The organism is Streptomyces sp. SX-6 (assembly GCF_059089585.1).
Genome location: NZ_JBTHHU010000035.1, coordinates 1 through 23,988, shown reverse-complemented (window position 1 = coordinate 23,988; position 23,988 = coordinate 1). Strand labels below are relative to the sequence as shown.

The 23,988-nt window shown below is 71.3% G+C and carries 23 protein-coding genes and 2 tRNA genes; 10 read left to right on the top strand and 15 right to left on the bottom strand.

Annotated elements, in window-relative coordinates:
* Nucleotides 1-287 precede the first annotated feature (287 nt).
* Nucleotides 288-2,081: a putative bifunctional diguanylate cyclase/phosphodiesterase gene (locus ACV530_RS30340; protein ID WP_494335860.1), complete on the top strand. Its 1,794-nt coding sequence runs from the start codon at nt 288-290 to the stop codon at nt 2,079-2,081.
* Here ACV530_RS30340 and ACV530_RS30335 read toward each other — a convergent pair.
* A complete protein-coding gene (locus ACV530_RS30335; protein WP_494335859.1) occupies nt 1,985-3,157 on the bottom strand; it encodes an LLM class flavin-dependent oxidoreductase in 1,173 nt (390 codons plus the stop codon). The two genes, ACV530_RS30340 and ACV530_RS30335, sit on opposite strands and share 97 nt — an antisense overlap.
* A 233-nt stretch (nt 3,158-3,390) precedes the next feature.
* On the opposite strand from ACV530_RS30335, the gene ACV530_RS30330 reads away from it, so the two are divergent.
* The 5 genes from ACV530_RS30330 (at nt 3,391) to ACV530_RS30310 (ending at nt 6,519) form a co-directional block, all read left to right on the top strand.
* Nucleotides 3,391-4,149, top strand: coding sequence for an IclR family transcriptional regulator (locus tag ACV530_RS30330; protein ID WP_494335858.1), 759 nt, complete (start codon nt 3,391-3,393; stop codon nt 4,147-4,149).
* 66 nt (nt 4,150-4,215) lie between these two features.
* Nucleotides 4,216-4,289: transfer RNA gene (locus ACV530_RS30325), tRNA-Lys, on the top strand.
* Between the two features lie 112 nt (nt 4,290-4,401).
* Nucleotides 4,402-4,782: a hypothetical protein gene (locus ACV530_RS30320; protein WP_494335857.1), complete on the top strand. Its 381-nt coding sequence runs from the start codon at nt 4,402-4,404 to the stop codon at nt 4,780-4,782.
* 76 nt (nt 4,783-4,858) lie between these two features.
* On the top strand, nt 4,859-5,650 hold the full coding sequence (locus ACV530_RS30315; protein WP_494335856.1) for a DsbA family protein: 792 nt from the start codon (nt 4,859-4,861) through the stop codon (nt 5,648-5,650).
* Nucleotides 5,647-6,519: a cytochrome c biogenesis CcdA family protein gene (locus ACV530_RS30310; RefSeq protein ID WP_494335855.1), complete on the top strand. Its 873-nt coding sequence runs from the start codon at nt 5,647-5,649 to the stop codon at nt 6,517-6,519. Before ACV530_RS30315 ends, ACV530_RS30310 begins: the two co-directional genes overlap by 4 nt.
* On the opposite strand, the gene ACV530_RS30305 is transcribed toward ACV530_RS30310, so the two are convergent.
* From ACV530_RS30305 to ACV530_RS30295, 3 genes are all read right to left on the bottom strand, one after another.
* A complete protein-coding gene (locus ACV530_RS30305; protein ID WP_494335903.1) occupies nt 6,510-7,103 on the bottom strand; it encodes a lytic polysaccharide monooxygenase auxiliary activity family 9 protein in 594 nt (197 codons plus the stop codon). The two genes, ACV530_RS30310 and ACV530_RS30305, sit on opposite strands and share 10 nt — an antisense overlap.
* 87 nt (nt 7,104-7,190) lie before the next feature.
* A complete protein-coding gene (locus ACV530_RS30300) occupies nt 7,191-7,850 on the bottom strand; it encodes a nucleoside/nucleotide kinase family protein (RefSeq protein WP_494335854.1) in 660 nt (219 codons plus the stop codon).
* 13 nt (nt 7,851-7,863) lie between these two features.
* Complete coding sequence (locus ACV530_RS30295; protein WP_494335853.1) at nt 7,864-8,520, bottom strand: C40 family peptidase; 657 nt, start codon at nt 8,518-8,520, stop codon at nt 7,864-7,866.
* A 186-nt stretch (nt 8,521-8,706) separates the two neighbouring features.
* Here ACV530_RS30295 and ACV530_RS30290 point away from each other — a divergent pair.
* From ACV530_RS30290 to glxA, 4 genes are all read left to right on the top strand, one after another.
* Nucleotides 8,707-8,780 (top strand) — tRNA-Lys (locus ACV530_RS30290).
* A gap of 100 nt (nt 8,781-8,880) precedes the next feature.
* Nucleotides 8,881-9,570: a FadR/GntR family transcriptional regulator gene (locus ACV530_RS30285; RefSeq protein WP_494335852.1), complete on the top strand. Its 690-nt coding sequence runs from the start codon at nt 8,881-8,883 to the stop codon at nt 9,568-9,570.
* Between the two features lie 205 nt (nt 9,571-9,775).
* Nucleotides 9,776-11,605 carry a glycosyltransferase family 2 protein gene (locus ACV530_RS30280; RefSeq protein ID WP_494335851.1) on the top strand — a complete coding sequence of 610 codons (1,830 nt, stop codon included), beginning with the start codon at nt 9,776-9,778 and terminating at the stop codon, nt 11,603-11,605.
* A complete protein-coding gene (glxA, locus tag ACV530_RS30275) occupies nt 11,602-13,560 on the top strand; it encodes a radical copper oxidase GlxA (RefSeq protein ID WP_494335850.1) in 1,959 nt (652 codons plus the stop codon). Before ACV530_RS30280 ends, glxA begins: the two co-directional genes overlap by 4 nt.
* Before the next feature lie 6 nt (nt 13,561-13,566).
* Here glxA and ACV530_RS30270 read toward each other — a convergent pair whose 3' ends face one another.
* From ACV530_RS30270 to ACV530_RS30220, 11 genes are all read right to left on the bottom strand, one after another.
* The gene (locus ACV530_RS30270) at nt 13,567-14,628 is read right to left on the bottom strand and encodes a glycoside hydrolase family 6 protein (protein ID WP_494335849.1); all 1,062 of its coding nucleotides are present in this window, start codon (nt 14,626-14,628) and stop codon (nt 13,567-13,569) included.
* Nucleotides 14,629-14,796: 168 nt separating this feature from the next.
* On the bottom strand, nt 14,797-15,459 hold the full coding sequence (locus tag ACV530_RS30265; protein ID WP_494335848.1) for a class F sortase: 663 nt from the start codon (nt 15,457-15,459) through the stop codon (nt 14,797-14,799).
* A 9-nt stretch (nt 15,460-15,468) separates the two neighbouring features.
* Nucleotides 15,469-16,047 carry a hypothetical protein gene (locus ACV530_RS30260; protein WP_494335847.1) on the bottom strand — a complete coding sequence of 193 codons (579 nt, stop codon included), beginning with the start codon at nt 16,045-16,047 and terminating at the stop codon, nt 15,469-15,471.
* A gap of 117 nt (nt 16,048-16,164) precedes the next feature.
* Complete coding sequence (locus ACV530_RS30255; protein WP_494335846.1) at nt 16,165-16,944, bottom strand: HAD-IIA family hydrolase; 780 nt, start codon at nt 16,942-16,944, stop codon at nt 16,165-16,167.
* Nucleotides 16,945-17,025: 81 nt separating this feature from the next.
* Nucleotides 17,026-18,084, bottom strand: coding sequence for a 2-aminoethylphosphonate ABC transporter substrate-binding protein (locus ACV530_RS30250; RefSeq protein WP_494335902.1), 1,059 nt, complete (start codon nt 18,082-18,084; stop codon nt 17,026-17,028).
* Between the two features lie 32 nt (nt 18,085-18,116).
* On the bottom strand, nt 18,117-18,914 hold the full coding sequence (locus ACV530_RS30245; RefSeq protein WP_494335845.1) for an ABC transporter permease: 798 nt from the start codon (nt 18,912-18,914) through the stop codon (nt 18,117-18,119).
* A complete protein-coding gene (locus ACV530_RS30240; protein ID WP_494335901.1) occupies nt 18,901-19,758 on the bottom strand; it encodes a 2-aminoethylphosphonate ABC transporter permease subunit in 858 nt (285 codons plus the stop codon). The genes ACV530_RS30245 and ACV530_RS30240 overlap by 14 nt, the downstream gene beginning before the upstream one ends.
* Nucleotides 19,759-19,969: 211 nt before the next feature.
* Nucleotides 19,970-21,025, bottom strand: a complete 1,056-nt coding sequence (locus tag ACV530_RS30235; RefSeq protein ID WP_494335844.1) for an ABC transporter ATP-binding protein — start codon at nt 21,023-21,025, stop codon at nt 19,970-19,972.
* Nucleotides 21,022-21,726 carry an HAD family hydrolase gene (locus ACV530_RS30230; RefSeq protein WP_494335843.1) on the bottom strand — a complete coding sequence of 235 codons (705 nt, stop codon included), beginning with the start codon at nt 21,724-21,726 and terminating at the stop codon, nt 21,022-21,024. The genes ACV530_RS30235 and ACV530_RS30230 overlap by 4 nt, the downstream gene beginning before the upstream one ends.
* Nucleotides 21,723-22,826: a TIGR03364 family FAD-dependent oxidoreductase gene (locus tag ACV530_RS30225; protein ID WP_494335842.1), complete on the bottom strand. Its 1,104-nt coding sequence runs from the start codon at nt 22,824-22,826 to the stop codon at nt 21,723-21,725. Before ACV530_RS30225 ends, ACV530_RS30230 begins: the two co-directional genes overlap by 4 nt.
* A gap of 109 nt (nt 22,827-22,935) precedes the next feature.
* The gene (locus tag ACV530_RS30220) at nt 22,936-23,682 is read right to left on the bottom strand and encodes a GntR family transcriptional regulator (protein WP_494335900.1); all 747 of its coding nucleotides are present in this window, start codon (nt 23,680-23,682) and stop codon (nt 22,936-22,938) included.
* Nucleotides 23,683-23,988: the final 306 nt, after the last annotated feature.

The window sequence follows — 23,988 nt, the reverse complement described above, 5'->3', positions numbered from 1 at the left end:
CCAGTCGAGTGACTAGGCCGACTTCTGGGTACATCACACTCAGTCACGGACGGTCAATCGACAAGGCAACAGCAGACGCACCCATGCAGGCTCAGACTTGAGCGTGCACGGATGCACAGAAACGGTCAGACCACCGACGGCGGCTCCACAGCACGCGGCCAAGCCGCTGGAACGGTCCCCGCGCGAGCTCTATGATCGCCACATTTCCAGCATGGAATTCCCCCTACAGGCGGCCATATACCGCCATTTCGACCACGCGTACAACCAATGCCACGCGGGAGCGAGCGGTGAGCGGAACCCTCGACGGCCAGGGCGGCGCGCCGGGTGCGGCGGCGCCCGTCGTCACACAACGTAACGTCAACTCGAATGATTTCCGCGCTGCCTTCCGAGCCGCGCACCTCGGCATGGCCGTCGTCGGCCGCGACGGCCTGGTGCGCATCGCCAACGACGCGCTCGGTGCGCTGCTGGGCACCGACCCCGCCCGGCTCCAGGACTGTCCCGCGGCCGAGTTCACCGGCCTGCGCGAGGACTCGCGGACCTGGAGCGCCTACCGCGAGGTGCTGCTCGGCCGCCGGGCACGGCTCAACTGCACTCGCCGGCTGCGGCGTCCGGGCGGGCGGACGGTGTGGGCGGAGGTGACCGTCACCCCGCTGCCGGACAGCTGCGACACGCTGCTGTCGGTGGCGGACATCAGCGAGCGGCGCGACCTGCGGGCCCGCCTGCGCCACTTGCGCATGCACGACCCGGTGACGCGGCTGCCCAACCGCAGCCTGTTCTTCGAACGGCTGGCGGCGGCACTGGCGGCGGCGTCCGTGGCACAGGACGGCAGCGGCCGGATCGGGCTGTGCTACCTCGACCTCGACGGGTTCAAGGCCGTCAACGACACCCTGGGCCACCGGGCCGGCGACCGGCTGCTGGGCGCGGTGGCCCGCCGGCTGACGGAGTGCGCGGCGCCCGGCGGCCATCTGGTGGCCCGGCTCGGCGGCGACGAATTCGCGCTGCTCGTCGAGGAGTCCGCGGGCACCGACCAGCTGATCAAGCTCGCCACGGCCGTACAGGCCACGCTCCAGCGGCCGTTCGAGGTGGCCGGCCAGCGGCTGTCGGTGTCGGCCAGCATCGGCGTGGTCGAGCGGCCCGCCGCGGGGACGCACGCGACCGAGCTGATGCAGGCCGCGGACACCACGCTGTACTGGGCGAAGGCGGACGGCAAGGCCCGCTGGGCCCTCTTCGACCCCGAGCGCAACGCCCACCGCATGACCCGCCAGGCCCTCTCCAGCACCCTGCGCCCGGCGGTCGAACGCGGCGAGTTCGTGCTCCAGTACCAGCCGCTGGTGGGGCTGGGCGACGGGGTCGTACGCGGCGTGGAGGCGCTGGTGCGCTGGCGGCACCCGCAGTTCGGGATCCTCGCACCGAACCGGTTCATCGGCCTGGCGGAGGAGACGGGCGCCATCGTGCCGCTGGGCCGCTGGGTGCTGGAGACGGCCTGCCGCCAGGCACGGCGCTGGCAGCTGGAGCGCCCGGACGCGCCGCTCGTCGTGAGCGTCAATGTGGCGGTGCGCCAGGTCTGGGACTCCGACCTGGTCGCGGACGTCGCCGCGATCCTCGCCGAGACCGGGCTGCCGCCGCGGCTGCTGCAGCTCGAGCTCACCGAGTCCGCGGTGATGGGCTCGGCGGGACGGCCGCTGCAGCAGCTGCGGCAGCTGCGCGACATGGGCGTCGCGATCGCCATCGACGACTTCGGCACCGGCTACTCCAACCTCGCCTACCTCAGCCGGCTCCCCGTCTCCACGCTCAAGCTCGACGGGTCCTTCGTCCACGGCTTCCGCGCCGACGAACACCCCAACCCCGCCGACGAGATGATCGTCGAGGCCCTGGTGCAGCTCGCCCACCGGCTCGGCCTCACGGTCACCGCGGAGTGCGTGGAGAGCGCCGAACAGGCCGAGCGGCTGGGGCGGATCGGCTGCGACACGGGCCAGGGATGGTTCTACTCCCGCGCGCTGCCGGCGGACCGGATCCCGGAGCTGCTGGCCGCGCGGTCCGCGCCGTCCGGCAAGCCGTACGCGTCGGCGATCAACTCATAGCTCCGCAGCCGTGCTTCGGCGCCGTGCACGGTGGTGGTGATCATCAGCTCGTCGGCCCCGGTCCGTTCGGCCAGGGCGTTCAGCCCGTCCCGTACCGCGTCCGGCGTGCCGTGCACCACCTGACCGAGCCGGTCGGCGAGGAACTCCTGCTCGGCGAGCCCGAGTTGCTGCGCCTCCGCCTCCTCGGGCGTGGGGACGAGGCCCGGCCTGCCCATGCGCAGCCGCAGCATGGCGAGGGCGCCGGTGAGCACCTGGCGGCGCGCCTGTTCGGCGGTGTCCGCGGCGAACGCCTGGACGCCGATCTTGGCGTACGGCCGGTCGAGGACCGCGGACGGCCGGAAGGACCGGCGGTACAACTCGAGCGCCGGCACGGTGTTGGCCGACGAGAAGTGGTGCGCGAACGAGAAGGGCAGCCCCAGCGCACCGGCGAGCTGCGCGCTGAAACCGGAGGAGCCCAGCAGCCAGACCGACGGCCGGTCGGCGCGCTGCACCCCGCCGGGGACCCGCCCCTGCACGGGACCGGGCACCGCGTGGATCCGGGCGTACGGGTGGCCGTCGGGGAAGTCGTCGTCCAGGAAGGCCGTCAGCTCGGCCAGCTGCCGCGGGAAGTCGTCCGCCCCCTCTCCACGCTCATCCGCCCCCTCCGCGCGCCTGTCCGCACGGCGCAGGGCCGCGGCGGTGGCGCCGTCCGTCCCGGGCGCACGCCCGAGGCCGAGGTCGACACGCCCCGGGGCGAGGGCCTCCAGGGTGCCGAACTGTTCGGCGATCACCAGCGGCGCGTGGTTGGGCAGCATCACACCGCCGGAACCCAGCCGTATGCGCTCCGTGTGGGCGGCGAGGTGGGCGAGGATCACCGCGGGGGACGAGCTGGCGATGCCCGGCATCGAGTGGTGCTCGGCGACCCAGAACCGGTGGTAGCCGCGCCGCTCCGCGAGACGGGCGAGCCGGACGGTGGTCCCGAGCGCCTGCCCCGCGGTCGCGCCGCTGCCCACGGGCGCCAGGTCCAGCACCGACAGCGGCACCGGCGCACTGCCCCGGGGTGTCGCGCGGATGGTCTCGTCCTGCACTTCGGTCACGGGTGACCCGCCTCTCTGCTCGACTGACGCGCAAATAACCGGAGAAAGGCTCCGCTTATTCCCCGCGCACCGAGCCACTGGCATATGCCCAGGTCCGGAGCCCCTGGACACAGGTACGGACCAGCACCGATTCTGCTCAAGTCCCCGGACGGACCGGCGCTTTCGCCCCTATCGTGGTGAGCGGACACCTGTCTGCCGCAGACGGGGACCACCGCGCGAGCCAAGGGGAGACCATGGCGCTCAAGCCCGAGCCGACCGCACCGTACCGCTCGGTGCAGCATGCCCTGCGAGTGCTGGAGACGGTCGCCAAACACGTCGGCGGCGTGAGCGAGGCCCAGCTCGCGCGCGAGACCGGGCTGCCCGCCGGCCAGCTCACCCACCTGCTGATGATGCTCAGCCGCGAGGAGTACGTCCGCCGCCTGGGCGACGGCGGGTACGCGCTCGGCGACTCCCTCATCCTGCTGGGCTCGGGCGGCGACCGCCGGCAGGCGCTGCAGAACAAGCTCCAGAGCTCGCTGTCCGTACTGCGCGACCGGATCGGCGCCGCGGTCTACCTCAGCGGCTACATCGACGGCGAGGTCAGGATCACGCAGTACGCGGACGGGCCGCGCACGCCCAAGGTCAACGAGTGGGTCGACTTCCGCACCGCCGCCCACGCGAGCGCGGTCGGCAAGTGCCTGCTCACCCAGCTCGACCACGACCACCGGCGCGACCACCTCTCCCGGCACCGGATCGCACGGTTCACCTCGCGGACGATCACCAACGAGAAGGCGCTCTTCCTCGCGCTCGACGCCCAGCCCGCGACCGTCCCCGTCCTCGATCTCCAGGAATACGCGGTCGGCACCGTCTGCGCGGCAGTGCCGATAACGGCCGGTTCGGCCGTCGGTTCGCTGGCTCTCTCGCTTCCGCTCGCCCATGCCCACCGGCTGCGCGAGGCCGCCGAAGCACTGAACCGGCACGCGGCCCCGATGCTGCTGTCGCTGACCCTCTAGCGGGGCCCCCGGTACGGGCGGTTCGGAGCACCCCTTCGGACCAGGTAGTATTTTCTCTATCAGCAGGCGCCGCTAGCTCAGTTGGTTAGAGCAGCTGACTCTTAATCAGCGGGTCCGGGGTTCGAGTCCCTGGCGGCGCACAGACAGCAGAAGGCCCCTCACTCCGGTGAGGGGCCTTCTGTGTATCGGCCTCGTAGCATGGGGCCACCCCGCCGAGCGACCAAAGCCGGGCGACCAGGAAGGAGCAGCCACGTGCCACAGCGCCGCCGTCCGACGGCAGCCGCAGTGCTGGCGCTGCTGTTCCTCGCGCTCGTCTTCGGCCCTGCCCTGCCCGGGCCGGGCAGGGCGGACGCGCATCCGCCGAAACCCACCGTGTCCACGGCCGCCAAGGCCATCAAGGCCGACATGGTCACCGCGGGCACCGGGCGCGGCGGCGGCAGCTGCCGCCCGCAGGACCTGCCGCTGCAGGGCACCCAGGCCGTGGTGGCCCACGGTCACACCGACCCGGTCAGCGCGCCGGGCGCCGCCCGCGCCCCGCTCCCCCAGGCCTCCGTCGCACCCCCGGGACCGCCCAGGGCCCCGCCCCGGCCGGTGGCCGGCTGCGCCGAGCTGCTCCCCGTCCTGCGGATCTAGACCCGCCCGCACGGCCCGCACCGGGCCGCGCTTCGGCATGTCCAGATTTCGCACGCCCCCTGGAGTGACTCCTCTCATGGCCCCCAAGAAGCCCAAGCCTTCCAAGGCACCCCAGAAGTCCGCCCCTGCGCCCACTAAGTCCCGCCGCCTCGCGGCCATCGGCGCCGTCGTCGCCCTCGTCGTGGCGATCGTCGCCGCGGGCATCGCCATCGCGAACGGCTCCGGCGGCTCCGGCGGCTCCGGCACCCGCAAGCCCTCCGCCTCCTCCGACAACGCCGCCGACCCGCAGCAGTCCGCCTACGACCAGATGGACCGCGTCGCGGCCCGCCGCGAGAAGGACGACCCACTCGCCGTCGGCAAGCCGGACGCCCCGGTGGTGCTCGTGGAGTACGCCGACTACCAGTGCTCGTTCTGCGGCCGTTTCACCCGCGAGAGCCAGCCCGAGCTGATCAAGAAGTACGTCGACGCAGGCGTCCTGCGCATCGAGTTCCGCAACTTCCCGATCTTCGGCGAGCCCTCCGTGCGCGCCGCCCGCGCTTCCTGGGCCGCCGGGCAGCAGGGCCGGTTCTGGCAGTTCCACGACGAGCTCTACGCCAAGACCCGCAAGGGCGACGCGCTCGCCGAGGACAAGCTCGTCGACATGGCCCGCACCGCGGGCGTCAAGGACCTCGACCGCTTCCGCGAGGACCTCAAGAGCTCCGCGGCCGAGAAGGCCGTCAAGAAGGACCAGGAGGACGGCTACGGTCTCGGCGTCTCGAGCACCCCGTCCTTCCTCGTCGGCGGCCGGCCGATCGCGGGCGCGCAGCCGATGAGCGCGTTCGAGGACGCGATCGAGAAGGCCAGGGCGGCGAAGAGCGGCGCGAAGTGAGTGACATCGGCTACCTCGCCGCGTTCCTCGGCGGCGTCCTCGCCCTGGTCAGCCCGTGCAGCGCCCTGCTGCTGCCGGCGTTCTTCGCGTACTCGCTGGCGAGCCCCGGCCGCCTGCTGCTGCGCACCGGTGTCTTCTACCTCGGGCTCGCGACCACGCTCGTCCCGCTCGGCGCCGCCTCCAGCGCCGCGAGCCGGCTCTTCAACGGCCACCGCGACCTGCTGGTCACAGTGGGCGGCTGGCTCGTCGTCGCCCTCGGCGTGGCACAGATCGTCGGCCTGGGCTTCGCCTCGAAGAAGGCCCAGGCCGCGGCCGGGCGCCTCACCCCGCGCTCGGCGGCGTCGACATACCTGCTGGGCTGTGTGTACGGACTGGCCGGCTTCTGCGCCGGGCCGATCCTCGGCTCCGTGCTGACCGTGACCGCCATGCACGGCGATCCGGTGTACGGGGCGTCGATGCTCGCCGTGTACGCGCTGGGCATGGCGCTGCCGCTGTTCGTGCTCGCCCTGTTCTGGGACCGTTTCAAGCTCGGCACCCGCGGCTGGCTGCGGGGCCGGGAACTGCGGCTCGGCAGGCTGCGCCTGCACACCACCTCCCTCGCCTCCGGCCTGTTCTTCATCGCGATCGGCGTGCTGTTCCTGCAGTACAACGGGACGACCGGCCTGCCCGGCCTCCTCGACGCGGACCAGGAGTTCCGCCTCGAGGAGCTCGCCTCCAAGGCGGGCAACGCGGTGCCGGACTACGCGGTGCTGGCGGCGGCCGCCCTCGTGGTGGCGGGCGTGCTGGCGCGTATCGCGCTGCGGCGCCCGCCACAGGAGGAGCAGGACGAGGAAGAACCCGCTCAGAACGCTCGGAACGCTCAGAACTGAACGTCGGAGCAGGCGTAGAACGCGTTGCCCGTGTCGGCGATGGTCCACACCGCCAGGATCAGCTGCTTGCCGCTCTTCCCGGCGGGGATCACGCCGTCATGCGTGACCGTGGCGTCCGGCACCTTCCCGTCGTACGGCACGGTCAGGAACGGCTCGGGCTCGAGTTCGGAGCGGGTGAGCGGACGGGTGGGGTCGTAGGTGTCGTTGGTGAGGTAGTAGCGGAAGTCCGTGGTGGCGTGCCGGGCGGTGAGCCGCCAGCTGAAGGTGTAGCTCTGGCCCGCCGTGACGTTCGTGGCGGGCCACTGGCCGCCGCGGGGGTCGTCGAGCTCGGCGAAGCGGCTGTTGCCGCCCGCACACAGGGTGCCGTCGGCGGGACCGGCGTCCGGGAATCCCTTGGGGCCCTCGACACTCTGGGGCTCCCACTGGATCTCGCCGCAGTTCTGCACGGTGCCGTTGGCGCAGAACTGCTGGCGGCTGGTGGGGGCGTCGACGTAGCCGTGACTGCTCGCGCTGCCCGCCGTGGCCAGCACGGCCGTGCAGGTGACTCCGACGCCGACGATCACCGCACTGATCTTTTTGCGCATGCTGATGTTTTTGCGCATGCTGCGCTCCTCGAGAACGTGGGGGGTTCTTGAGCCAGGTGGGGGGTGCGGTCTAGACCAACTCGGAGGCTAGTCCTCCGGACTAGCCATGTCCAGGCCAAAATGGGCGACGATTCGGTCGCTGTTCGCACGGGACGCCTTCACCTGCTCACCGTTGGGCTCGTCGTTGCCCCGCACCCAGGACCGGGCGCCCTCGGCGTCCCGCCCGCCCGCCAACTGCCGCTCGACCAGGCGGCCTTGACGCAGCCCGTCGTCCGTTTCCAGGTACCACACCTCGGCCAGGCAGTGGCGCGCCTCGCGCCACCCCGGCTCGTCGCAGGCGAGGTAGTTGCCCTCCGTCACCACCAGCCGGGCCGAGGGCGGCACCACATGGCGGGCGGCGACGGGTTCGTGCAGCACACGGTCGTAGTCGGGTACGTAGACGCCGCACTCCCGGTCCGCCAGCACCCGGCGCAGCAGCGCCGCGTAGCCCCATACGTCGAAGCTCGGCGCGGAACCCTTGCGGGAGGTCAGGCCGAGGCGCTCCAACTGGACGTTGGAGAGGTGGAAGCCGTCGAGCGGAAGGTACGCGGCCGAGCCCGTCCCCCGCAGCCGTTCCACCTCCACGACCAGCGCCTTCGCGAGCGTCGACTTCCCGGCCCCGGGCGGCCCCGCGATGCCCAGCACGACGCGGCCGTCGCCCTGCTCCGCGAGCCGCCAGGCGTCGGCCGCCAGTTCGATGATCCCCATGCCCGCACGATAGTCAGAAGCAGTAGTCGTCCTCGCACGGATCCTCAGGCACCTCGACCCGGCCGTAGAGGTTCGGGCTGTAGCGGGCGAAGGTGGAGATGCGGACCTTCGTCCCGGGCCGGGCCGCCTCCACGTACCGCCCGCCGCCGAGGTAGATCGCGGCGTGGTGCACTCCGGACGCCCGGCCGTTGTCGGACCAGAAGACGAGGTCGCCGCGGCGCAGCTCGCCGCGCTTGACGCGGCGGGTGGCGCGGTACTGGTCGGCGGCGATGCGCGGCAGCCGGACTCCGGCGCGGAGGTAGGACTGCTGGATGAGCCCGGAGCAGTCCCAGCTGTGGGGACCGTTGCCGCCCAGGGCGTAGGGGTCGCCGATGTGACCCAGGGCGTAGTCCACGGCGGCATCGGGCTCGCGGTCCGTCCGGTGACCGTCCTCGCTCCCGGGGATGCCCTGCGCCGCGGCGCTCGGGGGCGGCTCGGCAGCAGCGGCGCTCGGGGGCGGCGGGGTGGCGGCCGCGCTCGGTCCGGCGATGACGGCGGCGCCCACGGCCGCGACGATCACGCCCCGGACCGCACACCGCCGGGCACCGCCCTCGCCGCCTCCGCGCGCCGCGGCGCAGGGCTCGCAGGAGCAGTCGTCGCCGGGTATCTCCTCGGAGGCCGGAGTGCGCATGTCCGCAGGGTCTCAGCCGTCCGCCCGTCCCGCCCGTCCCGCACACCGCGGCGGACGGCCGCGGGCGGCCCGGAATCCCCGCCTCTGCCGGGCCCGGCAGGCCCAGGACCGCCCGGAGCAGGGTGTACTCCACCGGGGTGGTCGGGAGCACCCTCACGGGTGAGGTAGAGTTTTCTCTGTCAGCAGGCGCCGCTAGCTCAGTTGGTTAGAGCAGCTGACTCTTAATCAGCGGGTCCGGGGTTCGAGTCCCTGGCGGCGCACAGACAACCTTGAGGCCCTCACCATCGGTGGGGGCCTCAAGGCGTTCCCCAGGGCTTTGATGTGCTGGCCACATGTATCGCGGCAAGGCACAGTCTCCAAATGGCACGCGACCTGCTCGAGCGGATCAAGGGGCTCATCATCGACCGGCGGCTGCCGCCCGGGGCGCCGATGCCCACGGAACGCGAGCTGACGGAGCTGCTGGGGGCGGGACGCACCTGTGTTCGGGAAGCCCTCAAGGCGCTGCAGGCCATGGGCATCGTCGAGATCCGGCATGGCTTCGGCACCTACGCCGGCCCGATGTCCCTGACACCGATCACCGAGGGCCTGGTCTTCCGCACCGTGGCCGGGCACTACCGCGGCGAGGACAGCCTGCTCCAGCTGCTGGAGCTGCGCGAGGCGGTGGAGACGGGCCTGGCGGGACGGCTGGCCGGGCGGGTGCGGGAGGCGGACCTCGCCGAGCTCGACGCGCTCGTGGCCCGCATGGAACAGGAGACGCTCACCGGCCCCGTACGGGCCGAGACCGACCGGGCCTTCCACGCCGCGCTCAGCCGCGGTCTGGACAACCCGCTCCTGAGCGAGGTGCCGGAGGCGTTCTGGCTGGCCTTCCACCGGGTCCGGGCCGATCTCGCGGAGGGCGAGCCCTGCGATCCGCGTCTCGTATGCGACCGGCACCGCGCCATCGTCGCGGCCGTACGCGCAGGTGATGCGGCACACACGGAAATCGCCATACGAGACCACTTCGACAACATTCGTACACGTCTTCGCATGGCGTACCGCTATGCCCCGTAAACGGGTTGTTTCACCCTTGCGATCATGATGCCCCGTCAGAGATCCTGAACCGACAGTTCTTTCCCAACATCACGCTCATCCGAGTGAGTTGGGCCGTGCCGGAGGGAGCCGGCACCCATTGTGCCCGCCGCCGGTCGAGGGGGCCGGCAGGGCTCCGTTTCACCGGCACGACACGCAGGCAGCCTGCGTGCGGGGGGTATGACTCATGACGTCCACGCCTGCCGACTCCCGGCAGCAGACCCACGAACCGTCGCTGACCGCAAGGGTGCGGGTCCCCGCCCCGCCCGGCCCCAGAGATGCGCCCGTCGCGGCGCCGCGGCATTCCCGGCACCCTGCCAGGAAACCCCGTTACGACTACGAGCACTACAGCCGGCTCGCCGGCCCGCTCACCGAACCCGGCACCGGCCCGTACCGCGTCCGCTACCGCAGCCTGCTGTCGGACGAGCCGCACCGCATCAAGGCCGCGCTGCTGCTCGGCGCCGCCCCCGTGGTCTCGCTCTGCCTGCTGGTGTGGCTGATGCAGCCCGCCCACTGGACCCGGCAGCAGAACGCCACGGCCCTCATGCGGGTGCTGGACACCGTGATGCTGGTGTCGATCGGGCTCATCGAGCTCTTCCGCACCATGAACGTCACCTCCAACGCCCATGCCACGCTCGTGGCGCGCGATCCGATACCCGTCGTCCCCGAGACCGGCACCAAGGTCGCCTTCCTCACCTCCTTCGTGCCCGGCAAGGAACCGATCGAGATGGTGACCCGCACGCTGGAGGCGGCGGTGCGGGTACGGCACCGCGGGCCGGTGCACGTCTGGCTGCTCGACGAGGGCGACGACCCCGAGGTGAAGGAGGTGTGCAAGCAGCTCGGGGTGCACCACTTCACCCGCAAGGGAGTCGAGAAGTGGAACCGGCCCAAGGGCCCCCACCGCGCGAAGACGAAACACGGCAACTACAACGCCTGGCTCGACGCCCACGGCGACGACTACGACTTCTTCGCCTCCGTCGACACCGACCATGTGCCACTGCCCAACTTCCTCGAGCGGATGCTCGGTTACTTCCGTGACCCGGATATCGCGTTTGTCGTTGGACCGCAGGTGTACGGGAACTACGACACGGCCGTCACCAAGGCGGCCGAGAGCCAGCAGTTCCTCTTCCACGCCCTCATCCAGCGCGCCGGCAACCGCTACGGCGCGCCCATGTTCGTCGGCACCAACAACGCCGTGCGCATCAGCGCCCTCAAGGGTATCGGCGGCCTCTATGACTCGATCACCGAGGACATGGCGACGGGCTTCGAGCTCCACCGCCACCGCAACCCGGCGACGGGCCACAAGTGGCGCTCCGTCTACACCCCGGACGTCCTGGCCGTCGGCGAGGGGCCGGGTGCCTGGACGGACTTCTTCACCCAGCAGCTGCGCTGGTCCCGCGGCACCTACGAGACGATCATCAAGCAGTACTGGAAGGGGCCCTTCACCCTCTCGCCCGGCAAGTTCCTCAACTACACGCTCATGGTCATCTATTACCCGATGACCGCGGTCAACTGGATGCTCGGCGCCATGAGTTGCGCGCTCTTCCTGGGCCTCGGCGCCTCCGGCATCCAGATCGACTCCCAGGTCTGGATGATGCTCTACAGCGACGCGGCCGCGTTGCAGATCGGCCTCTACGTCTGGAACCGGCGGCACAACGTCTCACCGCACGAGCCCGAGGGATCGGGCGGCCTCGCGGGCATGGCCATGTCCGCGCTGTCCGCACCGATCTACGCCCGCTCGCTGATGGATGCGGTGCTGCGCCGCAAGAGCAAGTTCGTTGTCACTCCGAAAGGGGACTCGGCCAGCCCGGACACCCTCTTCGGCACCTTCCGCATCCACCTGTTCTTCTTCGCGGTCTTCGGCGGTTCGCTGCTGGCCTCGTTCTTCCTCGGTCACACCCATGTGGCGATGCGCACCTGGGCCGTGCTCGCCGTCGTGGTCTCGCTCGCGCCGGTCGCCGCCTGGTGGTGGACCACGCATCACGGCAGCACTCGGCCCGAGGGGGCATCGCGATGAGATTCCGGCCGTACCAGATCAGCCGGCGGACCCGCCGCACCGCTATCGGTGCGGCGGTCGCTCTCGCTCTGGCGGGCATGAACGGCCCGGCGATCTGGGGGTACGCCTCCGACCAGTACTACGAGTACAAGATCAATCAGCCCAAGTACAAGGCCAAGAACGGCCATTGGGATGTCGTGGACGTCCCCGACGAGTATCAGATCAACACCATCCACGCGGCGCTGCTGCACACCGGCAAGGTGCTGCTCGTCGCGGGCTCGGGCAACAACGCCGCCAACTTCAAGGCCAAGACCTTCCGTACGGTCCTGTGGGACCCTGTGAAGAACACCTACAAGGACATTCCCACCCCCAAGGACCTCTTCTGCGCCGGGCACACCCAACTCCCGGACGGCAAGCTCCTGGTGGCGGGCGGCACCCAGCGCTACGAGAAGCTGAAGGGCGACGTCAGCAAGGCCGGCGGCCTGATGATCGTCCACAACGAGAACCCCGACAAGCCGATGACCTTCCCCTCCGGCACCCGCTTCACCGGCAAGCAGAGCGGCAAGTCCTTCGAGTCCAAGGACCCCCTGCTCGTGCCGCGCGCCAAGAAGGAGCAGGGCGCGGACGGGAAGATCACGGTCACCGCCAGCACCGCGCGCGTCTATGTCGAGGCGCTGCACAAGGGCAACAAGTACGAGACGGGCCTCACCGACAACTACCGCATCGAGGGCCTCACCGGCACCGACGCCCGGAACTCCTACGGCATCGCCAACAAGCTGTCCTTCGACAAGAAGGACTTCCAGGGCATCAAGGACGCCTTCGAGTTCGACCCGGTCGCCGAGCGCTACATCACGGTCGACCCGATGAACGAGGCCCGCTGGTACCCCACCCTGACCACCCTCCAGGACGGCAAGGTGCTCTCCGTCTCCGGGCTGGACGAGATCGGCCAGGTCGTCCCCGGAAAGAACGAGATCTTCGACCCGAAGACCGGGAAGTGGACCTACCTCCCGCAGCAGCGGTTCTTCCCCACCTACCCGGCGCTCTTCCTGGCCGACAAGGGGAAGGTCTTCTACACCGGTTCCAACGCCGGTTACGGACCGGCCGACCAGGGCCGTACCCCGGGCATCTGGGATTTGCAGAGCAACGAGTTCACCGACGTGCCCGGCATCAGCGACCCGGACATCCTGGAGACCTCGATGTCCGTGCTGCTGCCGCCCGCCCAGGACCAGCGCTACATGGTGCTCGGCGGCGGCGGTGTCGGCGAGGACAAGAAGTCCACGGCGAAGACCCGGATCGTCGATCTGCGCGCCGCCGCCCCGCGCTTCCACGACGGCCCCAGTCTCTACTCCAAGGTCCGCTACCCCAGCAGCGTCATCCTCCCCGACGACACCGTGCTGACCACCAACGGCTCCGGTGACTACCGCGGGCGCAGCGCCTCGAACATCCTCAAGGCCGAGATCTACGACCCGAAGGCGAACACCACCCGCACGGTGGCCGACCCCCTGGTGGGCCGCAACTACCATTCCGGCGCACTGCTGTTGCCGGACGGCCGGGTGATGACCTTCGGCTCCGACTCGCTCTTCGGCGACAAGGACAACACCACCCCGGGCACCTTCCAGCAGGAGATCGACCTCTACACCCCGCCCTACCGCTTCCACTCGGCGCACCCGGTGATCAAGGACGGCGAGCCGCGGACCGTGAAGCTGGGCGGGAAGACGGAGTACACGGTGGAGTCCTCGCGCCCCGTCACCAAGGCGCGGCTGATCCGGCCGGGTTCCTTCACCCACGTCACCAACATCGAACAGCGGTCGATCGCGCTGGACTTCACGAAGACGGCGCGGGGCATCGGCGTCACCCTGCCCGACGACCCGTCCCTGGTGCCGCCCGGCTGGTACATGCTGACCGTGGACGACGACCAGGGCACCCCGGCCGCCGAGGCGGTATGGGTCAAGGTCCCTGAAGCGGATACGCCCTGAGAGGGACTAGAACCGTGCGTTGCGGGCCAGTTCGAGGGCGTACGACTCCCACCACTGGCCCGCGTCCGGGCCGCCCTTGCAGGCTCCGTCCGACTCCCCCGGCCGCTTGACCCACAGATAGGCATCCACCAGCTTGTCGCCGGTCTTCGTGGTCGGGGGCGCGCCGAGTGCCCGGCCCGAGGGGTTGCACCAGGCCTTCTCGTGGTCTTCGTCATCGGACAGCGGACCGTTGCCGTTGCGGCTGGTGTCGATGACGAAGTGCTTGTCGTCGACGAGGGGCGAGAGTGTGCGGCCGTACTCCTTGCTGTCCTGAGTGGTCTGGAAGTTGGAGACGTTGAGCGCGAAACCGTCGGCCTTGTCGATGCCCGCGCGCTTGAGCGGGCCGGCCATCCGGTCGGCCGGGGTGACCCAGCTGGGGTTGCCCGCGTCCAGGTAGACCTTGGTCCTCGGCAGCTTCTTGAGTTTGACGACGGCCTCCTTGAGGAGCGCGTACCGCTCCTCGTGGTAGCGCTGCGGGGTGCAGCCGTCCTCCATGTGCGGCAGGGCGTCGGGCTCGAGGATCACCGTGGCCCGGCGGTCGCCGATGCCTCTCGCGGCGCTGTCGAGCCAGGCCCGGTAGGCGTCGCCGTCGGAGGCGCCGCCCTGGGAGTACTGGCCGCAGTCGCGGTGCGGGATGTTGTAGAGCACGAGGAGCGCGTCCCGGTCGGCCTTGGCGGCGGCCTCGGTGAAGCCCCGGGTCTGGCTCTCGGGGTCGTCGACGCCGATCCACTCCGCGACGGGCTGGGCGGCGATCTTCCTGATCAGGGAGGCGTCCTTGTCCTTGCCCTGCTCGCGGAGGCTGATGGCCTGCTTGGCCGCCGTGCCGTCCGGATTCACCCAGTACGGTGACTGGGCCTTGGGCTGCTGCGAAGGGGCGGACGGTGAAGCGGAGTTATGGGCCTCGGGCTCCGACTCCGAGGAATTGCCGAAGGAACAGCCCGCGAGGAGGAGCAGCGCACCTGCTGCCGTCCCCGCACGCACCAGCGCGGCGCGGGCCTTGCGGGTGGGGCCGGTGTGACTGCCGTACATCCACTCCCCCTTGGGTGCACTTCCGGGAGACACCTTCAGCCCCCACAGGACATGACCGGTCCCTCCCATGCTGGCACAGCCGTGCTCTCCGCCGCGGGCGGTCAACTCATGACGCGCCGTCAAATCGCTCTGTCGGGGCACCGGACGGGTCATGTTCGCCTCCGGTTCTCACGCATGCCGGACTCCCGTCAGGTAGGCGGAGACGACGACGTTGGCGTTGTACGCGTGCCGGGCGTGGTCGTAGTCGCCGCCGCAGGTGATGAGGCGCAGCTCGGCCCGGTCCCGCTCGCGCGGACCGTAGACCTTCGCGGGGTCGAAGCGCTCCTTGGGGACCACGGCGACGTCCTCGACCGTGAACTCCGCGGTGGAGCCGTCGGCCCGGGTGACCCCGACCGTCTCGCCGCGCCTGATCGCGCTGAGGTCGTAGAAGACCGCGGGCGCGCGCTCGGTGTCCACGTGGCCGACGAGGACGGCGGCGCCGGTGCTGCCGGGCTGCGGGCCGCCCTCGTACCAGGACACGGCGCCCGGGCGCTCGTACGGCGGTGGTTCGACCGCGCCCCGGTCGGTCAGCCCGTGGCCCTCGACCGGCGCCCGCACCCGCAGGGCCCGGATGACGAGCTGCCGCGGCCGGACGCCGGGCAGCGGGTGGTGGGACGGGGGCAGCACCCGCGCGGGCGGACGGCCGGCCGCGGCCACGTCACCGGTCGAGGGGCCCGTCGCGGCCGGCCCCTCGGTGGCCTCCCGGCCCCACAGCCACAGGGCGAGCAGCAGTACGGCCCAGGCCGTCCCGGTCAGCAGGCGGCCGCGGCCGCCGGTGCGCGATTCCGCCATGGCGTGCCGCTACCGCTTGGCGGCTTCGCCGCGGCGGCGGTACCAGATCAGCCCGCCCGCGATCAGCACACCGACGCCGCCGGCCACGAGCCCCCGGACGCCGGGGGCCTCGGAGTCGGCGCGGGGCACGCTCCCGCCGCCGCCCGCGGGCACGGGCGCGGCGGGCATCCCGCCGTGATGGTCCCCGTCACGGGCCACGCGGGCCTCGCGGCCGTACTCGCGATAGTCACGGTCGCCCACGACGGTGAGCTGCCCCTCGGCCGCCTCCTCGCGCCCGTCGCAGCGGACCCTGACCGGATAGCTCCCGGCGGTCGTCGTGGAGCGGACGGTCGCGTCGGCGACGTGCCCGGTGGCGTCGCGGGCCAGCCTGGCCTCGGCGACGAAGGCGTCCGAGAAGGCGATCGCGCGCTCGCCCTTGCACCCGGACACGCGCAGTTGCACCTCGGAGCCCGGCCTGCTGGTGACCGGGTAGAACTCGACCGCGCCCGGCCGGGCGGCGGGTCCGTCGTAGGCGTGGGCGGGGACGGGGGACGCCGCGACGGCGACCGCCGCCAGGGCACCCCACAGAGCGGAGCGAACGGCAACCATGTGAACCTCCTGAAGGAGAGGTTCACCCGCCGGAGCGGTGCCGCGCATCCGCTCCGCGAGGGCATTACTCCATTCAGTGACGCACGCCAGGTCGACGGTTCACCCCAGGCCGACGGTTCACACCAGGTCGACCAGATCCGCGATCGAGTCGACAACGCGCGACGGCCGGAAGGGGAAGCGCTCGATCTCGTGGGGCCGGGTCAGTCCGGTCAGCACCAGGAAGGTCTCCATGCCCGCCTCGAGACCGGCCAGCACATCGGTGTCCATCCGGTCGCCGATCATGGCGCTGGTCTCCGAGTGGGCGCCGATGGCGTTGAGCCCCGCCCGCATCATCAGCGGGTTGGGCTTGCCGACGAAGTAGGGCTCGCGCCCGGTGGCCTTGGTGATCAGCGCGGCCACGGACCCGGTGGCGGGCAGGGCGCCCTCGGCGGACGGCCCGGTCTCGTCCGGGTTGGTGGCGATGAAGCGGGCGCCGCCGTTGATGAGCCGGATCGCCTTGGTGAGGGCCTCGAAGGAGTACGTGCGTGTTTCGCCCAAAACCACATAATCCGGGTCGACGTCGGTGAGGACGTACCCGATGTCGTGCAGGGCGGTGGTCAGCCCGGCCTCGCCGATGACGTAGGCGGTCCCGCCGGGACGCTGGTCGTCGAGGAACTGCGCGGTGGCCAGCGCCGAGGTCCAGATGTTGGCGACCGGCACCTCGAGCCCTATGCGCATCAGCCGCGCGTGGAGGTCCCGTGCCGTGTAGATCGAATTGTTGGTCAGGACGAGGAAGGGCTTGCCGGAGTCACGGAGCCGCTTGATGAAGGTGTCGGCTCCCGGGATCGGTATCCCCTCGTGCACCAGCACACCGTCCATGTCGGTGAGCCAGGACTCGATCGGCTTGCGTTCTGCCACTGCGGGACTCCCTGTGTGCCCAAGGGGTGGGGACGCCGGGACACCACCACTCGTGCGGTGTCCCAGCACCTCCAAGAGTAATCAGCTCCCGGTGGCCGTCTTCCACGCCTCCACGTAGGAGGAGAGGTTCCGGTCGATGTCCGTCCAGTCCGGGCGGAAGACCTCGACGCCCTTCATGATCCCCTCGAGCACGGCGGCGTTCCGGCCGGCCGCCTTGACGTCCGTACGGGCCGCGAAGCCCGCCGCCACGGTGGGGACCTCCTGCTGGACCTTCTCGGAGAGGAGGTAGTCGAGGAACTTCTTCGCGTTGGCGGTGTGCGGGGCGTCCTTCACCAGGCCCGCCGCGTAGGGCAGGGCGAGGGTGGTGGGCTTCCCGTCGCTGCCCGCCGGGAAGAAGATGCCCAGGTTGGGCAGGGAGCGCATGTTGGCGTAGTTCATCTGGACATCGCCGTTGGCGACGAGGAGTTCACCCTTGTCGGTCTTGGGCGCGAGCTGGCCGGTCGAGGAGGACGGGCCGACGTTGTTCCGCTGGAGCTTCTTCAGGTAGTCCAGCGCGGCCTCCTTGCCCCCGAAGTCGTGCATGGCCTTGACGAGGACGGCCGTCCCGTCGCCGGCGACGCCGGGAGTGGAGTACTGCAACTTGCCCTTGTACTTCCCGTCGAGGAGATCGTTCCAAGTCTTGGGCGGCTGCTGGTCCTTCGCCTTGTGGTAGATGAAGCAGAGGTAGTTGTTGACGACCGAGGTCCACTTGCCGGACGGGTCCTTGTCCCCGTCCGCGACCTTGTCGGCGCCCTGCGGCACGTACGCGGCCAACAGGCCCTTGCCGTCGGCCTGCTGGATGAACGGCGGGAGCGTGACGACCACGTCCGCCTTGGTGTTGGATCTCTCGCGGGCCAGGCGCTGCACCATCTCCCCGGAGCCGCCCTCGACGTACTTGACCTTGATGCCGGTGTCCTTCTCGAAGTCCTGGAAGACCTTGTCGTAGAAGCCGGATCCGTCCTCGGCCTTGAGGCCGTCGGCACTGTAGACGGTGATCTCCTTCGCGTTCGCATCGGCGGACGAACCGCTGCACGCGGTCAGCGACGCACCGACGGCGAGGACGGAGAGGGAGGCGGCGAGCGGGGTGCGGAAGCGGGCCATTGCCCTTGCCGTTGCCATAACGTGTCGAACTCCTAGCGGTGTACGGCTCTGGTGCGGATGCGGGAGACGGCGAGCAGCACGAGCAGCGTCGCGGCCATGAGCACGACGGCGAGTGCGGCTCCGGAGAACAGCGCGCCACGGTCGGTGGCGGCGAAGACCTTGACCGGCAGCGGCAGCCAGTCGGGCGGGTAGAGCATCATCGTCGCGCTCAACTCGCCCATGGACAGGGCGAAGCAGAGGCCCGCGGCGGCGGTCAGCGACGGCAGCAGCAGCGGCAGCTTCACCCTGCGGAGTACGTAGAGCGGGCTCGCGCCGAGGCTCGCCGCGCTCTGCTCGTACGCCGGGTCGAGGCGCGCGAGCGCGGCCGTGACGGACTGGTGGGCGAAGGCGGTCACCAGCACCGCGTGGGCGATGACGACGATCTGCGGGGTGCCGTTGAGCAGGAGCGGCGGCTTGGAGAAGGCGACGAGCAGCGACAGCCCGACGGCGACGGACGGCACGGCCACCGGCAGCATGAACAGCCCGTCCAGCAGCCGCCGTCCGCGCCCCGTCATGCGCTGCGCGGCGAGCGCGGACCAGGTGCCGACGGTCAGCGCGGCCACGCTGGCCGCGAGAGCGGTCAGCAGGCTGGTGACCAGGGCGTCGAGGGAGTCGCCCCGGGTGATGTCCCGGTAGTGCTCCAGCGTCGCCCCGGAGGGCAGGGCCCCGCTCCAGCTCGTCGCGAAGGACGCGCCCACGATCACGAGGAGCGGCAGCGCGAAGACGGGCAGGAAGAGTGCGAAGAACACGGTCCACACCGCCCAGCGGGCGCGGCGGCTATGCACGAGCACGACGCTCACCTCCTTGTCCTGCTCGTCCTGCGAGCAGCCGGTAGAGGGCGTAAAGCGCCACGGACAGGCCGATGTTGACGACCGCGACGACGCAGGCGCCCGGGTAGTCGCCGTCGAGGATCGCCTTGCTGTAGACGAGCACGGGCAGTGTCGTCACACCCTTCGCCCCGGTGAACAGCACGATGCCGAACTCGTTCAGGCACATCACCAGCACGAGCGAGCCGCCCGCGGCGAGCGACGGCAGCGCCTCCGGCAGGATCACCTGCCGCACGATCCGCGGCGCCCGCGCGCCGAGCGATGCGGCCACCTCGAGTTGCGCGGTCTCGAGCTGCGAGAACGCGGCGAGCAGCGGGCGCATCACGAACGGCGTGAAGTACGTGACCTCCGCGAGCAGGACGCCCCAGCGCGTGTGCAGGAAGTCGAACGGTCCACTCGCGACCCCTGTCACGTCCGTCCACAGGCCGTTGGCCATGCCGACGGTGCCGTAGACGAAGAGGAGAGCGAGAGTGATGAGGAAGGAGGGGAAGGAGAGGAAGACGTCGATGAACCGGCTCAACGCCTTGCCGCCGGGGAACGGCACGAATGCGATCACGAGCGCGAGCACGAAGCCGAGGAGCAGCGCTCCTGCGGTGGCGCCGACGGCGATCAGGATGGTGTTGCCGAGGGCGTCCCGGAAGGCGGGCTGGGCGAGGACGTCGCGGTAGGCGCCGGCGGAGAGCGATTGCTCTACGAGCAGTGCGAGCGGGTAGAGGAACACGAGCCCGAGCGCGGCGAGCGGGGGCAGGGCCCAGAGGAGGTGTGCCCCGGTCCCGCCCTCTCGCCGTCTCCTGGGGCTCCGCCCCAGACCCCGCTTGTCGCGGCTCCGCCGCTCGGCCTCAAACGCCGGACAGGCTTGATCTTGCTGGGCCCGGCTGGATAGTGCGGCTCGCGCCGAAAATCCGGCGCGGGCGCGAAAGTTCAGCCCGTCCGGCGTTTGAGGACACCGCGCGGAGCGCGGTTCGGGGTCCGGGGCAGAGCCCCGGTTACGGGAAGGGGCGGGGTGGGGGAGAAATCCGTCAACCATCGACGGCCCCCGTCCCCACCGGCAGCAACACCGCATCCTCGGGCGCGAAATGCAGCGCAACCTCACCGCCCAGAACAGGCGGCTCGCGCAACTCACGCACATCCGCCATGACCCGCTGGCCGTCGACGTCCACGTACACCCGGTGCGTGGCACCACGCCACTCCACCTCGGTCACCTCGCCGTGAAGCGAGTTCGGCCCGGCGCCGAGCCCGACCAGATGCGGCCGTACGCACAGAACGGCCGAAACACCCGGCGAGGCGCCGCCCGTCGGCACCGCCAACTCCCTCCCCGCAAAGCGGACACCCCGCTCCGTCACCTTCACCGGAAGCAAATTCGCGTTGCCCACGAACGACGCCGTGAACTCCGTGTTCGGCCGCCGGTAGAGGTCCTGCGGCGTGCCGCAGTCGCGCAGCCGCGCGCGGTCCATGACCGCGATGCGGTCCGCGAGCGTCAGCGCCTCGACCTGGTCATGGGTGACGTACAGCATCGTCACGTCGGGCAATTCCCGGTGCAGCCGGGCCAGTTCCGCCAGCATCCCGGACCGCAGCCGCGCGTCCAGCGCGGACAACGGCTCGTCGAGCAGCAGTACGTCCGGCCGGATGGCCAGCGCCCTGGCGATGGCCACACGCTGCTGCTGCCCTCCCGACAGCTCGCGCGGATAGCGCCGGGCGTACGCGGCCATGCCCGTCATCTCCAGCGCCTCGGCGACCCGCGCCGTGATCTCCCCGCGCGGCGTACGCCGCGCCTTGAGCCCGAAGGCGACGTTGGCGTCGACGCGCAGGTGCGGGAAGAGCGCGTACTGCTGGACGACCATGCCCACCCCGCGCCGGTGCGGGGCCAGACCGGTCACGTCCCGGTCGCCGATGAACACCCGCCCGGACGCGGGCCGGACGAACCCGGCGACGGCCCGCAGCGCGGTGGTCTTGCCGGACCCGGAGGGGCCGAGGAGGGCCATGACCTCACCGGGCTCGACGGCGAGGGACAGGGAGTCGAGGACGACGTTCGCGCCATAGGCGACGGAGACGTCCTCGAACCGTATGCCGCTCACGACTCGTACTCCGCGATCGCATCGGGCAGTTCGGCCACCGAACCCAGCACACACGTCGCCCCGGCCGCCCGCAGCGCCGCCGCCTCGTGCGCCCCGGTCAGGACGCCGGCGACGACGCCCGCCCCCGCCCGGCTGCCGGAGAGCATGTCGTACGACGTGTCGCCGGCGACGGCGATGCCCGTCACCGCGTCCGCGGCCTTCGTGCGCAGCAGGGCCGCGAGCACCATGTCGGGGTACGGGCGCCCGCGCCCGCCGACGTCCGCCGGGCAGAGGGTCAGGTCGGCCAGTTGTTCCCAGCCGAGCGCGGAGAGGATGGCCTCCTGGGTGACGCGGGCGAACCCCGTCGTCAGCACCACGGTCCGCCCCTCGGCACGCAGCCGGTCGATGGCCGCACGGGCACCGGGCACGGGTGCGCAGTGCCCCGCGGCCACCAACTTCCCGTACGCGGCCTCGAATTCCGTATTGCCGAGGCGCGCCCGCTCCTCGTCACCGTCGCACAGATGACGGAAGACGGAGATCTTCGACTCGCCCATCGTGGCGCGGACGTAGGCGAGTTGTTCGGCGTGCTCCGCCGAGCCCGGCTGCACGCCGAGCCTGAGCGCCGCCGCCTCGAAGGCCCGCTCGACGAGGCCGTCGTCGACGACCGTCGTCCCGGCCATGTCCAGCACGACCAGTGGGATCTGCTTCTGCACGGCGCTCACCAGCCCATCGCGTTCGCGGTCGCCTCGCCGATGGCGGGGGCGCAGGTCATGCCGCGTCCGCCCGGCCCGGTCACCAGCCAGACGCCGTCGCGCACTTGCTGCCGGTGCACGACGCGGGTCGTGTCGACGCACTGCGCGTACACCCCGGCCCAGCGGCGCCGGACCGGCGGCAGCGGGCGGCCGAGGAGCGACTCGGCGACGGACGTCAGGTGCTCGTACGGCGTCTCGTCCACGTCGAAGCCGAAGGGCGTCTCGTACTCGTGGGTGTCGCCGATGGTCAGCCCGCCGTCCGCGCGCTGGACCATCAGCAGCTGCATCTTGTGCTCGGCGGCCACGGGCGGCTGGGCGGCCAGGCCGCTGTGGTCGTAGGCCGGGTAGTAGCGGAAGCTGTCGGCGTCGGCGACGGAGGCGCCCAGCTCCTCGCCGAGCGGGGCGGTCTGCATCATCTGCAGGCGCACGCGCCGTACGGGCAGGTCGGGTACGAGCTCCTTCACCAGGCCGCCCAGCCAGGCGCCGGTGCACAGGACGACCGCGTCGCCGCGGTGGACGTCGCCGTGGTCGTCGCGGACCGCGCGCTCCCCGACGATCTCGCGCACCTCGCGCCCGGGGAGGAAGGTGTAGCGGCCGGAGGCCAGGAGCGCGGCGCGCAGCGCGCGCTGGGCGGTGCGGGGTTCGACGGCGGCGTCGCGCTCGCACCACAGCGCGCCGAGGAGGTCGCCGCGCAGGGCGGGAGCGACGGCGCGGGTCTCCTCGGGGCCCAGCAGGGCGAAGCCGCGGGCGGCGGCGTCGGGGCGGGCCAATGCGGCCCGGGCGACGACCAGTTCGTCCTCGTCGGTGACGACCGTCAGGGAGCCGTTGGCGCGGAAGCCGAGGCCGGGGACCTCGGCGCCGATCTCCTCCCACAGTTCGCGGGCCCGCAGGGCGGTGTCCAGCTCCTCCCCGCCGGCCCGCCCGCTGACCCAGACCAGACCGAAGTTGCGGACCGAGGCGCCCCGCGTCTCGGCCTCGCGCTCGATGTGCACGACCTCGTGGCCGCGCCGCAGTGCATGCCAGGCGTGCAGGGTTCCCAGCACACCGGCTCCGACGACTATGACTCGCATGTCCCGAACGTTCGCCGGGACAAGTGACATGGATCAGTCCGCATGGCGACGCGGCGGTTAACCGGCCGTCAAACTTGGCCTAGACCCGTTACCTTTCCGTTATCTACGCTCACCCCAGATGCGTGGTGAACGAGAACCGGTCCCCCCGGTACAGCGACCGCACCCGCTCCAGTGGCCGCCCTTCCGTGTCGCGCGACAGCCGGTGGATCAGCAGCATCGGCAGCGCGGGCGGCGTACCGATGAGCAACGCCTCGCGCGGCGTGGCCAGTACGGTCTCCAGGCGCTCGTCGGCGTCGCCGAAGGAGATGCCGAGGCGCTCGCGCAGGTAGCCGTAGAAGGACGAGTCCGGCTCGAAGTCGGAGTCCAGACGCGGTACGCGCTCCACCGCGACGTAGGTGCTCTCGAGGCCGACCCGTTCGTCGTCCGCGAGCAGTACGCGCTCCATGTGCCAGACGGGCGCGCCCGGTTCGACGCCGAGGTCCGGGGCGAGGGCGTCCGGGCAGGGGAACCGGTCCAGCCCGACCAGGCTCCGGCCGGGCCGGCGGCCCTGGCGGCGTACGCCCTCGGTGTAGCTCGCCAGCGCGAGCGGCTGCTCCAGCTTCGGCCCGGCCACGGCCGTCCCTCGGCCCATGCGCCGCACCCTCCCCTCCAGCAGCAGCTCGCGCAGGGCCTGCCGCAGGGTCTCGCGCGACACCTCGAACCGGGCGGCGAGCTCCCGCTCGGTGGGCAGCAGCCCGCCCTCGCCCAACTCGTCGAGCAGTGCGGCGACTTGGGCCTTGACCGCGTAGTACTTGGGCACCCGGCCGTGCTCGGGGATCCCGGCCCGGATCGGCGCCCCTGGCGCGTCCCGGCCCATGCGATGCGTGTAGTCCACGCGGCGATCTTCGCACCCCGCGGGAACCCTGCCCCGGCCCCGCCCTTCCACCGTTCCCCGGGGCTCCGCCCCCGGACCCCGCTGCCGCGCTGCCGCGCGGTGCCCTGGGGCTGCGCCCCAGACCCCGCTTCGGGGGCTCCGCCCCCGGACCCCCTTGTCGCGGCTTCGCCGCTCGTCCTCAAACGCCGGACGGGCTTAATTTTCGTGCCCGCGCCGGATTTCAGCGCAAGCGCGAAATCCGGCGCGGGCCCGGCCCGGCACTCTCCAGCCCGTCCGGCGATTGAGGAC

Bases quoted from the DNA above. Each gene is read 5' to 3' on its own strand.
- ACV530_RS30330 (WP_494335858.1), top strand. From the start codon at position 3,391: ATGGCGCTCAAGCCCGAGCCGACCGCACCGTACCGCTCGGTGCAGCAT.
- ACV530_RS30315 (WP_494335856.1), top strand. From the start codon at position 4,859: ATGGCCCCCAAGAAGCCCAAGCCTTCCAAGGCACCCCAGAAGTCCGCC.
- ACV530_RS30305 (WP_494335903.1), bottom strand. From the start codon at position 7,103: ATGCGCAAAAAGATCAGTGCGGTGATCGTCGGCGTCGGAGTCACCTGC.
- ACV530_RS30300 (WP_494335854.1), bottom strand. From the start codon at position 7,850: ATGGGGATCATCGAACTGGCGGCCGACGCCTGGCGGCTCGCGGAGCAG.
- ACV530_RS30295 (WP_494335853.1), bottom strand. From the start codon at position 8,520: ATGCGCACTCCGGCCTCCGAGGAGATACCCGGCGACGACTGCTCCTGC.
- ACV530_RS30285 (WP_494335852.1), top strand. From the start codon at position 8,881: ATGGCACGCGACCTGCTCGAGCGGATCAAGGGGCTCATCATCGACCGG.
- ACV530_RS30280 (WP_494335851.1), top strand. From the start codon at position 9,776: ATGACGTCCACGCCTGCCGACTCCCGGCAGCAGACCCACGAACCGTCG.
- glxA (WP_494335850.1), top strand. From the start codon at position 11,602: ATGAGATTCCGGCCGTACCAGATCAGCCGGCGGACCCGCCGCACCGCT.
- ACV530_RS30270 (WP_494335849.1), bottom strand. From the start codon at position 14,628: ATGTACGGCAGTCACACCGGCCCCACCCGCAAGGCCCGCGCCGCGCTG.
- ACV530_RS30265 (WP_494335848.1), bottom strand. From the start codon at position 15,459: ATGGCGGAATCGCGCACCGGCGGCCGCGGCCGCCTGCTGACCGGGACG.
- ACV530_RS30260 (WP_494335847.1), bottom strand. From the start codon at position 16,047: ATGGTTGCCGTTCGCTCCGCTCTGTGGGGTGCCCTGGCGGCGGTCGCC.
- ACV530_RS30250 (WP_494335902.1), bottom strand. From the start codon at position 18,084: ATGGCCCGCTTCCGCACCCCGCTCGCCGCCTCCCTCTCCGTCCTCGCC.
- ACV530_RS30225 (WP_494335842.1), bottom strand. From the start codon at position 22,826: ATGCGAGTCATAGTCGTCGGAGCCGGTGTGCTGGGAACCCTGCACGCC.
- ACV530_RS30220 (WP_494335900.1), bottom strand. From the start codon at position 23,682: ATGGGCCGGGACGCGCCAGGGGCGCCGATCCGGGCCGGGATCCCCGAG.